Annotated in this window: 12 protein-coding genes and 1 rRNA gene; all 13 read left to right on the forward strand. The window is 62.8% G+C overall.

The annotated features are described in order from the left end of the window. Positions 1-38: 38 nt before the first annotated feature. The 13 genes from rrf (at position 39) to scpB (ending at position 14,105) form a co-directional block, all read left to right on the forward strand. A 5S ribosomal RNA gene (gene rrf / locus HMPREF2674_RS07230) occupies positions 39-155 on the forward strand. Positions 156-502: 347 nt separating this feature from the next. Beyond that, the gene (locus HMPREF2674_RS07235) at positions 503-1,621 is read left to right on the forward strand and encodes a tetratricopeptide repeat protein (RefSeq protein WP_070825298.1); all 1,119 of its coding nucleotides are present in this window, start codon (positions 503-505) and stop codon (positions 1,619-1,621) included. Positions 1,622-1,805: 184 nt separating this feature from the next. Next, positions 1,806-2,843, forward strand: a complete 1,038-nt coding sequence (locus tag HMPREF2674_RS07240; RefSeq protein ID WP_070825299.1) for an HAD-IIA family hydrolase — start codon at positions 1,806-1,808, stop codon at positions 2,841-2,843. 13 nt (positions 2,844-2,856) lie between these two features. Next, complete coding sequence (locus tag HMPREF2674_RS07245; protein ID WP_239662766.1) at positions 2,857-3,006, forward strand: GTPase; 150 nt, start codon at positions 2,857-2,859, stop codon at positions 3,004-3,006. A gap of 72 nt (positions 3,007-3,078) precedes the next feature. After that, positions 3,079-3,831, forward strand: coding sequence for a TlyA family RNA methyltransferase (locus tag HMPREF2674_RS07250; RefSeq protein WP_049343494.1), 753 nt, complete (start codon positions 3,079-3,081; stop codon positions 3,829-3,831). 227 nt (positions 3,832-4,058) lie between these two features. Continuing rightward, positions 4,059-5,075, forward strand: a complete 1,017-nt coding sequence (locus HMPREF2674_RS07255) for an NAD kinase (RefSeq protein ID WP_084824451.1) — start codon at positions 4,059-4,061, stop codon at positions 5,073-5,075. A 101-nt stretch (positions 5,076-5,176) separates the two neighbouring features. Then, the gene (gene recN, locus HMPREF2674_RS07260; protein WP_049343493.1) at positions 5,177-6,898 is read left to right on the forward strand and encodes a DNA repair protein RecN; all 1,722 of its coding nucleotides are present in this window, start codon (positions 5,177-5,179) and stop codon (positions 6,896-6,898) included. A gap of 253 nt (positions 6,899-7,151) precedes the next feature. Further along, the gene (locus tag HMPREF2674_RS07265) at positions 7,152-8,846 is read left to right on the forward strand and encodes a CTP synthase (RefSeq protein ID WP_049343492.1); all 1,695 of its coding nucleotides are present in this window, start codon (positions 7,152-7,154) and stop codon (positions 8,844-8,846) included. A gap of 142 nt (positions 8,847-8,988) precedes the next feature. Further along, positions 8,989-9,657, forward strand: coding sequence for an NUDIX domain-containing protein (locus HMPREF2674_RS07270; RefSeq protein WP_070825300.1), 669 nt, complete (start codon positions 8,989-8,991; stop codon positions 9,655-9,657). A 96-nt stretch (positions 9,658-9,753) separates the two neighbouring features. Next, positions 9,754-10,926, forward strand: coding sequence for a site-specific tyrosine recombinase XerD (locus tag HMPREF2674_RS07275; RefSeq protein WP_070825301.1), 1,173 nt, complete (start codon positions 9,754-9,756; stop codon positions 10,924-10,926). Between the two features lie 93 nt (positions 10,927-11,019). After that, positions 11,020-11,880, forward strand: coding sequence for a ParA family protein (locus tag HMPREF2674_RS07280; protein ID WP_012903857.1), 861 nt, complete (start codon positions 11,020-11,022; stop codon positions 11,878-11,880). Between the two features lie 256 nt (positions 11,881-12,136). Further along, positions 12,137-13,150, forward strand: coding sequence for a segregation and condensation protein A (locus tag HMPREF2674_RS07285; protein WP_049346523.1), 1,014 nt, complete (start codon positions 12,137-12,139; stop codon positions 13,148-13,150). Then, positions 13,143-14,105: an SMC-Scp complex subunit ScpB gene (gene scpB, locus HMPREF2674_RS07290; RefSeq protein WP_070825302.1), complete on the forward strand. Its 963-nt coding sequence runs from the start codon at positions 13,143-13,145 to the stop codon at positions 14,103-14,105. The genes HMPREF2674_RS07285 and scpB overlap by 8 nt, the downstream gene beginning before the upstream one ends. The last annotated feature ends 27 nt before the right edge of the window (positions 14,106-14,132 follow it).

A 14,132-nucleotide genomic window follows, 5' to 3' on the forward strand; every position in this document is an offset into this window, starting at 1 on the left:
GTTCACTGTATGGTTTTTGGATAACAATCCCGTAGGTTTGCGGTGATTATAGCGAGAGGGAAACGCCTGGTTCCATTCCGAACCCAGAAGCTAAGACTCTTTGCGCCGATGGTACTGCACTTTTGTGGGTGTGGGAGAGTAGGTTATTGCCGCTTTATTATTCAATAGCCCCGGCTTCGCCGGGGCTATTTTTGTTTAACAAACTATTCTGCTTGACGGGTAGTGCACCCGGTGGAAGAAACTCCGGGCAGAGAATAATAGGGGAGAGGTGCCTCTCCTCCCTAACGTCCACGGTCGAGGCCGCCCAGGCGCTTAGAGAGGCCGCGGATCCGCATCGTTACAGGTGCACGAAAGCCGCCCTCTATACTAGAATGGTATGGCTTATATTGGGCATTAAAGACGGGCCAAGCGCCCCTCCATAGAGTTGATGCCTCAGGCAGCGGACCGTCCGGACCGACTGCATCCACGACCCGCCACGAGCGGATACCTCCCAAGGAGATTCATGTCTGAGACCCCCCGCCACGAGTCTAACGGCTCCGGCCCCCGTCAGCACCGCAAGAACAACGGCGGCAAGGATTTCCGCTCCAAGAAGGGCGGCAAGAACTTCGGCGGTAAGGGCGGTTTCAAGCGTAACGATCGCGGAGGTAAGAAGTTCGACGGTCGCCGCTCTGACTCGCGTTCGAAGGCACCCCGCTCCAATGGACCCGAGGGTGACGCACCCCGCGAAGAGGTACGTAGCATCGGTGGCCGTGCAGGCTACCGTCCCGCTAAGCCCAAAGCACCCGAGATTGACAGCGATGTGACCGGTCGCGAACTGGACGGTGCAACCTACCGTCAGCTACGTGCCCTGGAGCCTCGTAACGCTGAGACCGTTGCCAAGCATCTGGTGATGGCGGGTCGTTACCTTGACATCGACCCCGAATTCGCGCTGGCGCACGCCGTTGCTGCCTCCCGTAGCGCCGGTCGTATCGCCGCCGTGCGTGAAGCCGTGGGTATCGCTGCCTACGTGGCAGAGGACTACGAGCTGGCCCTGCGTGAGCTGCGTACTCACCGTCGCATCAGCGGTTCCGTGGACCACCTTGCGCTGCTGGTGGACTGCGAACGTGCACTGGGACGACTGCCCAAGGCACAGGAAATGATTGCCGAATTCAAGCGTGAAGAGCTGCCTGCCGAGGTGCGTGTGGAACTGGCTATCGTCGAGTCCGGCATCCTGACCGATCAGGGCAAGAAGAGCCAGGCCGTGGTAGCCCTTCAGATTCCCCAGCTGAACCCCAAGCGCGCATTCGAATACAGCCCGCGTCTCTTTAGCGCCTACGCCGATGCCCTCGCCAACGCTGGCCGCAATCAGGAAGCCGAGCGTTGGGCACGCCTATCTGTCGTAGCTGAGGCAGCGCTGGGCCAGGGCAACTTCGCGGAGCCCGAAATCTTCGATATTTTTGGCGAGGCAGACCTCTTCGAGAAGGAAGAGACGCCCGCAGAACGCCCGGTCAAGGCTGCAGATGAGGAAGCCTCCGAGAAGGCAGAAGCAACCGGCTCCGAAGAGAATACCTCCGAGGACTCCGCCGCGGAAGCACCTGAAGATTCTGAAGCCGAGGAAAAGGCCGAGGCTGACGTAGAGTAATAGCCTGTACATACCGAACCGCCGGATGCGGCTCCCCGAGAGCTCGCCTCCGGCGGTTCGCGCTATATCGGAGAGGCTACCCGTCCGAATAGGAACTGCCCGTGACGAACGATAGGCCCCGGTAGTGCGGAACGGGTACGATAGAGGGAAAATACTAGCCGCTCAGACCCCGGAAGAGGTTCCTATGACCACGACCGCACTCCTTGCCCGATACGACGCGCTCCTCTCAGACCTGGACGGCGTTGTCTACGCTGGCCCCTTCGCCATCGAGGGAGCTCCCGAAGCCCTCAACCGTGCGGAGGAAGAGCTCAACGTACCGGTCATCTTCGTGACTAACAACGCTTCCCGTTCGGTAGAATCCGTCGCAGAACACCTTCGCGACCTTGGAGTGCACACCCTGGCAGAACGAGTCGTCAGCTCCGCACAGGCCGGCGCAAAGCTTCTCGCGCAAAAGATTCCTGCGGGCTCCAAAGTGCTGATTACCGGTACCGAGGCCCTCGCCGACTGTGTGCGCGACGCAGGCCTGGAACCCGTACGCACCGAGGCCGAGGGGCCAGTAGCCCTCATTCAGGGCTTTGACCCGAAGATGGGCTGGGAGGATCTCGCGGAAGCCGCCTACACCCTCGCTAACCCCGAGGTGCTGTGGATCGCCACTAACACCGATCAGACCATCCCTAAGGAACGCGGCCAGGCCCCCGGCAACGGCACCCTCGTCGCAGCCGTGGCAACCGCTTCGCGCCGTACCCCGCTCGTTGCGGGCAAACCCGAAGCCCCCATCTTCCACACCGCAGCACAGGCCCTGAACTCCGAGCGTCCCGTCATTGTGGGTGACCGCCTGGATACCGATATTCTCGGCGCTAATAACGCGCAGATGGACGGCGCGCTCGTGCTCACCGGTGTGCAGACCTACCGCGACGTCATCGAAGCCGTACCCGAACAGCGCCCGACCTACGTGCTGCGTACCCTGGACGACTTCTTCGCACCCTACCCCGAGATTGAGGTGCTCTTCGAAGGCTACGAGGTGATTGCGACCGGCCCCACCTGGCAGGCACGGGTGCGAGGCGAGAACCTGATTCTCACAGGCCCCGAGAACCTCGACGAGGGCACCTTCGCCGGAAGCGAGAGCGAAGCAGAGGCCTGGCGCGTCGCCTACGCCGCCTGGTGGGCAGCCAACCCCGAGCAGGCCGCCGTACCCGTCATCAAGGGTCTTCCCGGTGCCTAAACAGAACGAAACTATGAACGCCGAGACCACCGACCGTTCTATCGCGGATGCCGAATTTGAGCGGCAACTGGCGGCGACCCTCGCCATGGACCCGGTAGAACGCGTCAAACGTCTCGAAACGATGAGCGAGCAACTGGAAAAGGATCTCGAGAATCTCTCCTAACCTCGCGGCGGTGAGCTCTCAGACGGTAATGTTCTGAGGGTTCACGGCACTACACGACGACAGAAAGAAGATATGGGCAAAGACACCGCGCGCCTCGATAAGTACCTGGTCGAAGCCGGATTCGTGAGCTCCCGAACCCTCGCCGCAAAGCTCATTGCCGCTGGAGACGTGCAGGTCAATGGCAAGGCCGCGCGCAAAGCGTCCAGGCTCGTGGGACCGGAGGATACCCTCTACGTGCGTCAGAGCGAACTGACCGAATACGTCAGCCGCGCAGGCCACAAGCTCGCGGGTGCCCTCGATGCGTTCCCCGATATCGAGGTTGAAGGCAAGCGTTGCCTGGATGCGGGAGCATCCACCGGAGGCTTTACCGACGTGCTACTTCGTCGAGGGGCCCGGCATGTGGCGGCCGTGGACGTGGGGCACGGACAGCTCGTGGACGCGTTACGCGAAGATCCCCGAGTTGGCGTGTACGAAGGCCTCAACGTTCGTTACCTGAAGCCCGAAGATATTGGCGGACAGGTTGAGCTGACGGTCTCGGACCTGTCGTTCATCTCGCTGACCCTGGTCATGGAGGCGCTAGCGAACGCCACCGAAACCGGCGGTGATCTGGTGCTCATGGTCAAACCGCAGTTCGAGGTCGGCAAGCACCGCATCGGACGCGGGGGAGTGGTCTACGAAGAATCCGCCCGCCGTGAAGCGGTGGAAAAGGTACAAGCCTCCGCCATCAGTCACGGGCTGCGGGTGATGGGCATGGAGCCCAGTCCGCTCCCCGGTCAGGACGGCAACGTGGAGTACTTCCTATGGTGTCGAAAAGAAAATAAATAGCGTTGAGATAGTCTGAGAGGACTCCAATCGAGCGTGAGTAAAGCGCTACGGCCGGGGACTTCTCGGGCTATCGCGCTATCGAGGTGCCTTGGCAACGGGCCTCCGCAGATTATTCGAAATAATTTTCTAAAAATAGAGTATTTTAGAAAATTTTCGAGAACATATTCGGTATGATGGGTGTAGATACACCAACTCAATACCCCAACCATGAATGGGAGAGAGTCGTTATGGCAGAACAAAAGAGCCATGTAGAAAAGGGAGCTGCTCTCGCGCAGGTGCAGTCGGAGGGCGAGCATCACGCGGCGGAACGTTCAGTCAATCGCGGGCGAAAGATCTTGGTCTTTGCGCACGTGGGACGCAAAGAAGCACGAGATGCCGCTCGCCAGGCCTGTGCCCAGCTCTACAAGGCAGGGCTGACCCCCGTCATGACTCGCTCCGATCTGGAAACCCTGAGCGAGAACTGGGCTGAGCCCGTTCCCGTGCAGGTGGTGCATGAATCGGTGGCCCTTATCGATATTGAGCTTGGCGTGGTGCTGGGCGGCGACGGCTCGATTCTGCGTGCCGCCGAGATGGTGCGCCGAACCAGTATTCCCCTGATTGGCGTGAATCTGGGGCACGTCGGCTTTCTCGCCGAATCCGAAGAGAGCGACCTGAGTGAGACGGTGCGTCACATCGTTAACAGCGAGTACACGGTCGAAGAGCGTATGGCCATTGACGTTGAAGTCTGGAACGACGGTAAGCGCGTGCATAGCGACTGGGCACTGAACGAAGCCAGCGTCGAAAAGGGTAACCGCGAAAAGATGATCGAGGTCATCATCGAGGTAGACTGCCGGCCGCTGAGTACCTTCGGCTGTGACGGCGTGGTCATGGGGACCCCCACCGGCTCGACCGCTTACGCTTTCTCGGGTGGTGGTCCGGTGGTCTGGCCCGAGGTTGAAGCGATCCTGATGGTTCCGCTCTCGGCCCATGCGCTCTTTGCGCGCCCGCTCGTGGCGGCTCCCACCTCAACCCTGGCGGTAGAGCTCATGCCCGAAAACGGTGCCTCCGGTGTGCTGTGGTGCGATGGTCGCCGCACTGTGGAGCTTGACCCTGGCTCGCGTATTGAAGTGCGTCGATCCGAGAAGTCCGTGCTGCTGGCCCGCATCCACCCCGCGCCCTTCTCGGAGCGTCTGGTGCGCAAATTTGAGTTGCCCATCCGCGGCTGGCGCGGTCCGCAGGAGGCTGAGACGCAGTCCTCCAAGTAGGGGAGGCTACTTACAATATTCGCTGCGCGACGGCAATTGTCACCTCTGCAGAGGGGGGCGAGAAAAGTTCGAGACGGTCAAAAGAAAAGGAATGAACGTTCGTGATTGAGGAAATTCATATTCGAGACCTCGGCATCATTACCGATGCGAGGCTCCCCCTCGAACCGGGGTTCTCCGTTCTGACCGGTGAAACCGGTGCGGGTAAAACCATGGTTGTCACCGCCCTCGGAATGCTTCTGGGTGCTCGCTCGGACGCCTCCAGCGTGCGCAACGGCGCCAAGAATGCGCTCGCCGAGGCCGTCATCCGCTTGCCGCGAGGCCACCGTGCCCTCGCCCTGGCCGAAGAAGCCGGCGGAACCACCGAAGAGATTGACGAACAGAGCTCGGAGCTGTTGCTGGCTCGCACCGTCAACGCTTCCGGACGCTCGCGTGCCCACGTCGGCGGTTGCTCCGCACCCATCGGCACTCTCGCCCAGATTGGGCAGAGCCTCGTGGCCGTGCACGGCCAGTCGGACCAGCTACGCCTCAAATCGCCCGCAGAACAGCGCCAATCCCTCGACCTGTATGCGGGGGAGGAGCTGGCCTCCCTACTGGAGAAGTATCGAGAGAACTACGAACGCTACCGTGCCGCTGCCGCGGAACTCAAGGAAGTTCGGGAGAACTCTCGCGCTCGCGCACTAGAGGCGCAGAGCCTGCAGGGGGCGCTCGAGGAGATCGCCGCCGTCAACCCCCGCGCGGGTGAAGAGGATGAGCTCAAGGCCGAAATGGTGAAGCTCATGAACGTTGAGGCTCTGCGGATTGCCTCCGCGACCGCCCTGACCGCGCTGAGCGGTAGCGAATACTCGAGCGGCGAGGAAGCCAACGTTATGGGTCTGCTCGATGCCGCCCGTAGCGCCCTGCAGGGACAGGCCTCTGCCGATGAAGAGCTTGCCGCCCTGGAAGCTCGTGTCAACGAGCTCATGATCCTGACCACCGATATCGCCTCGGATCTTTCCTCCTATGCGGCTTCCCTGGATGTGGAGGGGCCCGAGCGTCTGGCTCAGGTGCAGACCCGCCGCGCCCAGCTGGCAACGCTCATGCGCAAGTACGGGGCGGATATCGCCGAGGTGCTTGAATGGGCCGAGGAATCCCGCGCCCGCCTGGACACCCTCGTTGACGACCCGCAGCGCCAGGAAACTCTCGAAACGGAACTCGTGCAGTTGCGCAAGGTCTTGGGGGAACAGGCAGAAGAGCTGACAAACCTGCGCCGCGCGGCCGCCCAAAAACTTGCCGATGCGGTGAGCGAGGAGCTGACCGCCCTGGCCATGCCGAACGCCTCCCTTGTGGTGGAAGTTGCCGAGGCGGAGAAATTCTCGGTACACGGCCGCGACACCGTCACCTTCATGCTGGCACCCCACCGCACCGCCGTGCCCCGCCCGCTCGGCAAGGGTGCATCCGGCGGTGAGCTCTCCCGCGTGATGCTCGCCCTCGAAGTGGTACTCGCCGAAGTGGATCCCGTGCCCACCTTCATCTTTGACGAAGTCGACTCGGGTGTGGGCGGCAAGGCCGCCATCGAGATTGGTCGCCGACTGGCCATGCTTGCCCGGCACGTTCAGGTGCTGGTGGTGACCCACCTGCCGCAGGTGGCAGCCTTCGCCGACCAGCACATCCTGGTGCTCAAGAACGACGACGCCTCGCTGTCTAAAGTGCAGGTGCTCACGGAGGAAGAGCGCGTGGTGGAGTTGGCTCGTATGCTCTCCGGTCACGACCAATCCGAGTCGGCTCGCGAGCACGCTCGGGAGCTATTGGAAGCCGGGCGACAGGTGTCCCAGAACCAGGGGTGAAACACCCCGAACCGCAAATAATGTACCTCGAAATCCACCGCCTGAAAACGGGAGTACCGGACGACCAAACCCGGCGCACGTGGGGCGGAGGGTATGAGATACTCAAGGGGTACTTGAGGAAAATCTATGAACGGAGTTGCGGGAATATAAAACCCCCGCAGACGTTACAGTGGAGACAGAACCCGAGGGGAGAGCTCCGGCCTGCGAGAATCATCTCGCGGCGTAGTTCTCTGCTTGGATAGCAGACAAGAAAATGGTAGGCTTGAATTCCGTGGTGAATGAAAAAAATAACGCTCAGAACGCGTCCTCTAACGACAAGGTAACCCGCCAGATTTTCGTGACCGGCGGTGTTGCATCTTCTCTCGGTAAGGGCCTGTCGGCCTCTTCCCTCGGTCAGCTTCTTCGCTCTCGCGGCCTCTCTGTGACCATGCAGAAGTTCGACCCCTACCTGAACGTCGACCCCGGTACGATGAACCCCTTCCAGCACGGTGAAGTCTTTGTCACCGACGACGGTGCAGAAACCGACCTGGACATCGGACACTACGAGCGTTTCCTGGACGAGAACCTCGACCAGTCCGCTAACGTGACCACCGGTCAGGTTTACTCCTCCGTTATCGCGAAGGAACGCCGCGGCGAATACCTCGGCGACACCGTCCAGGTGATTCCTCACATCACCGACGAGATCAAGTCCCGCATGCGTCACGCCGCGGAAATCGACAACGCCCCCGACATCATCATTACCGAAATCGGCGGCACCGTTGGCGATATTGAATCCCTGCCCTTCATGGAAGCTGCACGCCAGGTACGCCGCGATGTTGGACGCAAGAACGTCTTCTTCCTGCACGTCTCCCTGGTGCCCTACATCGGCCCCTCCGGCGAGCTGAAGACCAAGCCTACCCAGCACTCCGTCGCAGCACTGCGCGGCCTGGGTATTCAGCCTGACGGCCTGATTCTGCGCTGTGAGCGCGAGGTTCCCGCATCGCACCGCTCCAAGATCGGTAACGCCTGCGACGTGGACACCGACGCTGTCATCTCCTGCGCCGATGCCCCCAGCATCTATGACATCCCCAAAACCCTGCACAGCCAGAAGCTCGACGACTACATCCTCGACTACTTCGGCATCGAGGCACCCGAGCCCGACTTCACCCAGTGGGACCGCCTGCTCGACGCAGTGCACCGCCCCGCCGCAGAGGTGAACGTGGCCCTGGTCGGTAAGTACATCGACCTGCCCGACGCATACCTCTCGGTCTCCGAGGCTCTGCGCGCCGGCGGCTTCGCAAACAACGTGAAGGTCAACATCAAGTGGGTTGCCGCCGACCTGTGCGCAACCGACGAGGACGCAGACCACCAGCTGCGCGGCATGGACGCCATCCTAGTGCCCGGCGGCTTCGGCATCCGCGGCCTGGACGGCAAGATTGGCGCCCTCAAGTACGCACGCGAGCACAAGATCCCGACCCTGGGTATCTGCCTGGGTCTGCAGTCCATGGTGATTGAGTACGCGCGTAACGTGCTGGGTCTGCCCGAGGCGTCCTCCACCGAGTTCGACCCCGAGACCCCCGTACCCGTTATCGCCACCATCGAAGAGCAGAAGCAGTTCGTCGAGGGTGCCGGCGACCTGGGCGGCACCATGCGCCTGGGCCTGTACAAGGCAAACCTGGTGCCCGGCTCTCAGGTAGCTAAGGCATACGGCGCAACCGAGGTTGCAGAGCGTCACCGCCACCGCTACGAGGTGAACAACGAGTACCGCGAGCAGCTCGAAGAGGCTGGTCTCGTGATCTCCGGTACCTCCCCGGATTCCTCGCTGGTTGAGTACGTGGAGCTGCCCGCAGAGGTTCACCCCTACTACGTGGCAACTCAGGCACACCCCGAGTACCGCTCCCGCCCGACCCGCCCGCACCCGCTCTTTGCAGGCCTGATTAAGGCTGCCCTGGAGCGCCGCGGCGCATAAGGCGGCCGAACGCGTTGAGTGCCCCATCCGTCCCCTCGGCGGCTGGGGCGCTCGCCGTTTAACCGTCTTAACCCATCGGGGTCCGCCGAGTAACGGGGAGACGCGCGAGGGGGTTCCGAAACGAACCCTCTAGAATAGAAATATGAGCGAAAACCAGCATATTATCGACGAACCCTCCGAACGCACGATTCGCACCCGGACCGTCAAATACAGCGGATACGTCATCGAAACCGTGGTCGAGGATTACGAGCTGAACGAGGACACCGTACTCACCCGCGACGTCGTGGAGATGCCCGGTGCCGTCGCCGTAGCGGTTCTCAACGAACGCAACGAACTGCTGATGCTCAACCAGTACCGGCACCCGGTGCGCATGAACCTCTGGGAGGTGCCCGCCGGCCTGCTCGACATCGACGGTGAGGACCCTCTGCACGCCGCACAGCGCGAGCTCGCCGAGGAGACCGACCTGCGAGCCGCCAGCTGGCACGCCCTGACCGACTACTTCAGCAGCCCCGGCGCAACCAGCGAGGCGGGTCGCGTCTACCTGGCCCGCGACCTGAGCGAGCTGCCCCGCCAGGAGCGTACCGAACGCACCGAAGAAGAGGCGGAGATGACCTACCGCTGGGTTCCCCTGCAGGATGCGGTGCAGTTGGTTCTGGACGGTAAAGTGCACAACGCGCTGGCCATCCAGGCGATTCTGGCCACTTACGCCGCCTCAGCGCGCGGCTTCGAAGGCTTGCGCGAAGCCGCCGGCGGCTGGGAATTCCACCCCTACATGGGGCATCGCCGACAGAAGCCGCAGACCTTCCGTTAGGGTTCGGAGTCTTCTCGCCCGATCCCTCGAAGAGGCATTTCGCGCTACCGTGCGCATCCGAACAAATCCGAACGACCGCGTGGGAAGGGAAGAGATATGGCACAGCCCGCGCTGAAGAGCGCTACCCCCGCGGTTGAGGGGACCGGCGAGCAGACCCCCCTGGAGCGGGCCATCGACCAGTACCTGGTGCATCTACGGGTCGAGCGGGGTAGCAGCGAGAACACCATCGCCTCGTACGCGCGAGACTTGCGCCGCTACGCCGCGTACCTCTCCACCCTCGGGGTGATCGACCCCGAACGCATTACGACCGCGCAGGTGCGTTCATTTATGCGCGAGCTTGCCGCGCCCACCGTACCCCTACCTGGCCTGGCCGCCCCAGTTAAAAAGCGGCCGGGGGAAGAGAACTCCGTGGATGCCGAAGAGGCCGCAGAATCCCTGGCCGTCCTCATCGCCGCCGACGGGGGTCGCGGTACCGAGCCGGGGGAGCGGGGGAGCGGCGAGGGAAGCATCCCGCTGCCACTGGGTCCTAACTCCATCGCCCGCACCATGGCCGCCGTGCGCGGAGCCCACGCCTTCTGGGTCTCTGCCTTTCTGGTGGAAAAAGACCCCGCCGCGACCGTGACGCCGCCCAAAAACGTCAAGCGCCTACCCAAAGCTATTACCGTGGAGCAGATGCAGCGCCTCCTCGCCGTGCCGGATCGAGACACTCCCATCGGCCTGCGAAACCGCGCCATACTTGAATTCCTGTACGCCACCGGTGCCCGCGTGAGCGAAATGCTCAACGCCGATATCGACGACGTACACAGCGAAGAAACCCTGACCGACGAGGATGGCAACGACATCACCCTCCCCGGGTACGTGCGGCTCTTCGGCAAGGGGAGCAAGGAACGCCTCGTGCCCCTCGGAAATTACGCCCACAAGGCCATTCAGGATTACCTGGTGCGCGGCCGGCCCGCGCTCGTGGCCCACGGCAAAGGCACCGCCGCGCTCTTCGTCAACGGACGAGGCGGCAGACTCGGACGCCAGGGCGCCTGGCTCATCCTTAAGGAAGCCGCCGAGGCGGCGGGCCTCAGCGCGGACTTCTCTCCGCACTCCATGCGGCACAGCTTCGCAACCCACCTGCTGCAGGGCGGCGCCGATATTCGCGTGGTGCAGGAGCTACTGGGGCACGCCTCCATCGCGACCACGCAGGTGTACACCAAGGTCACTCCCGAGGGGCTCATGGAGGTTTACCGGATGGCGCATCCGCGTGCCCACGAGCGGGGATAAAACCCCGCCAATCCGCGGAACAGCCGCTCTTGAGGTAACCTTATAGACAACGCTTAAACTTAAAACTTCGAATTCATTGATGAAGGTGAACCATTGACTGAAGCTCAGGCACAAGAACTCGGCCCCACCGGTCGACCCCTGCGCGTGTACCCCGACCCGGCTCCGCTGAGCAGCCACGGTCCCGCCCGCATTATTTCTATGGTGAATCAGAAGGGCGGCGTGGGTAAGACCACCTCCACCATTAACCTGGGCGCGGCACTGGCAGAATGTGGCCGCAAGGTGCTGCTGGTCGACTTCGACCCGCAGGGTGCCCTCTCCGCAGGTTTCGGCGCGAACCCGCACGAGCTGGACCTGACCGTCTACAACGTCATGATGGACCGCAAGGTCGACATTAAGGACGTTATCCTGCCCACCGGCGTGGAGAACATCGACCTGCTGCCCGCGAACATCGACCTTTCCGCAGCCGAGGTGCAGCTGGTCAATGAGGTGGCTCGCGAGCAGGTTCTCGCTTCGGCCCTGCGCAAGGTGCGCGACGAGTACGACGTCATCCTCATCGACTGCCAGCCCTCCCTGGGCCTGCTGACCGTCAACGCGCTGACCGCCTCCGACGGCGTGATTATTCCGCTGATTTGTGAGTTCTTCGCCCTGCGTGCCGTGGCCCTGCTCGTGGATTCCATCGAGAAGGTGCAGGACCGTCTGAACCCCGACCTCGAGATTGTCGGCGTGCTGGCTACCATGTTCGATGCGCGCACCATCCACTCCAAGGAAGTTCTGGCGCGCATCGTGGACGCTTTCGGCGACAAGGTGTTCGACACCGTCATCAAGCGCACCGTGAAGTTCCCGGACGCATCGGTGTCTGCTGAGCCGATTCTCAGCTACGCCTCGAGCCATCCCGGTGCTGAGGCGTACCGTCAGGTTGCTCGCGAACTGATTTACAAGGGCGGCGCACGCTAGCCCTTCCCTCGATGCGCCCCCTACCGATGCGGCTTGCACGACCCCTTGAGCCGCGCCGGTAGGGGGCGTATAATTATGGGGATTCATTCCCACCCGCACCGGCTACTTCGCCGATTAACGACCGAAGATGCCGAAGATGCCACCGAGAAATCGCTGAGGGCGCGAGCCGCACGATACCGGCAGGCACGCCCGGCGCATCGACCGGATGCAACGCGCAGAACGCGGGACGGAAAACACATAAGGAGAACAGGTCTTTATGACCACACACGTCGCTGCCGTGAGGGTACCGACACCGAACGCAGAGGCCGCCCAGAACGCCCGACCCGAGGGCCGCGGCCCGCAGAACCCGGAACGCGGTTTCACCCTCACCCTCAGTAATTTTGAGGGCCCCTTTGATCTTCTATTGACCCTCATTTCGCGCCGCAAACTCGACATTACCGACGTTGCACTCGCCGAAGTGACCGATGAGTTCCTCGCCTACCTGCAGGCCCTCTACGCCGAGGGCACGGAGCGAGCCCTGGACGAGGCCAGTGAATTTCTGGTTACCGCCGCAACCCTCCTCGAGCTCAAGACCGCGCGCCTGCTACCGCAGCACCGCGAACCCCTTGAGGAAGATGTCGCCCTGCTCGAGGCCCGCGACCTACTCTTTGCGCGTCTGCTGCAGTACCGCGCCTACCGTGTGGTCGCCGATATCTTTGCCGAACGCTGGGCGCAGGAAGCGCGGCGTTTTCCCCGCGCGGTCGCCCTCGAAGAACGCTTTGCCCACGCCCTACCCGAACTGATTCTGGCCGGAGGCGCCGAAGAGTTTGCGCGCATTGCGGCCGCCGCGCTGAGCCGGCAGCCCGCCGAACCCGAGCCCGCCGCGGAAGAAATCGTGGAGGGGCTGAACGAGCACCTGCATGTTCCGGTCACCACCATCGCCGCCGAAGAACACTATCTGCTGCACGCCCTGCTTGACGCCTCCGGGCGCGAACTGCGCTTTGACGAACTTGTGCGGGGCGCGGGCGACCTGGAAATTGCGGTGGTTCGTTTCTTGGCCCTGCTGGAGCTCTACAAGGAGGGGGCTCTGCACGTGGAACAGGAGCAACCCCTGGGCGAGATTCTGGTGCGAGCCAGCGCCACGGCGGGAAGCTTCGTGATTCGCCCCGAGGCTCTCCCCGCAGCGCGGGACGGCTCGGAGCCTGTACTCCCCGAGAGCGCGGAAGCCCGCGAAACCCCGGAGGCGGAGTTCACCGAGAACGGCATCGACCCGGAGGAGGAACGTGACTAACCCCGAGAACGGATCGCGCTTCAACCGCGAATTCACCCCCGATGACCTGGCCATCGTGAACCTGGGTTACTGGGATCCGAACGCTGAGGACGATACAGAGCCGGCCGCCTCGGCGCCGGTCGAGTCCGCGGTCGAACCGGTAGCTGAGAACCGGGAGCCGGTAGCGGCCGAATCGGCTGAGCCCGATGCCGAACCCGCCGAGGAACCGGAAGAGCCTGAAACGGCGGAGGCACCCGACAGCCCGGAAGCACCGCAGGAACCTGCACCTCGTGCAGAGAAGAGCTCGGTGAAAATACCCGCGGGCGGGCCCTCCACAGCACCCAGCGTGGCGGTCGACCCCGACGCCGAGTTTTCCCGTGTCGAGGCTATCCCCGGCGGCGTCAAAAGCGCCATCGAAGCAATCCTCGCCGTCGCTGAGGCCCCCGTGAGCGTGCGCGAACTCTCCGCCGCGCTCATCGTCAGCGAACGAGCTGTTGAGCACGCGCTCGACCAGCTGTACCGCGAGTACAACGGCGAGGAGACGGAATACGGTGAGGAAGGCATCTCACCCGAGCCGCGCGGATTCCAGCTGCGTCGCATCGCCGGTGGCTGGAAGCTCTACGCCCGCGACGACTTCGCCCCCTGGGTGGCGCGCTTCGTGACCCGTTCCAAGAGCGCGACCCTGAGCAAGCCCGCCTACGAGACGCTTGCCGTGATTGCCTACCGGCAGCCGGTGACCCGCGCGAGGGTCGCCTCGATCCGCGGCGTGAACGCGGACGCGGCCATCCGCCAGCTGCTGCAACGGCAGTTGATTCGCGAGGCAGGGCGAGAAGCCGGAACCGGTGCGACCCTCTACGAAACCACGGAGCTGCTGCTGGCGAAGCTCGGTCTGGACTCCCTGGAGGAGCTGCCGGCGCTCGCGCCCTTCCTTCCCGATGACACGGAAGCCGCAGTGCTTGCCGAGGGCAACGACTAAGACAACAAATCAATAAGACGAACGAAC

It is taken from the genome of Rothia sp. HMSC062F03 (assembly GCF_001836905.1).
Lineage (GTDB): Bacteria > Actinomycetota > Actinomycetes > Actinomycetales > Micrococcaceae > Rothia > Rothia mucilaginosa_A.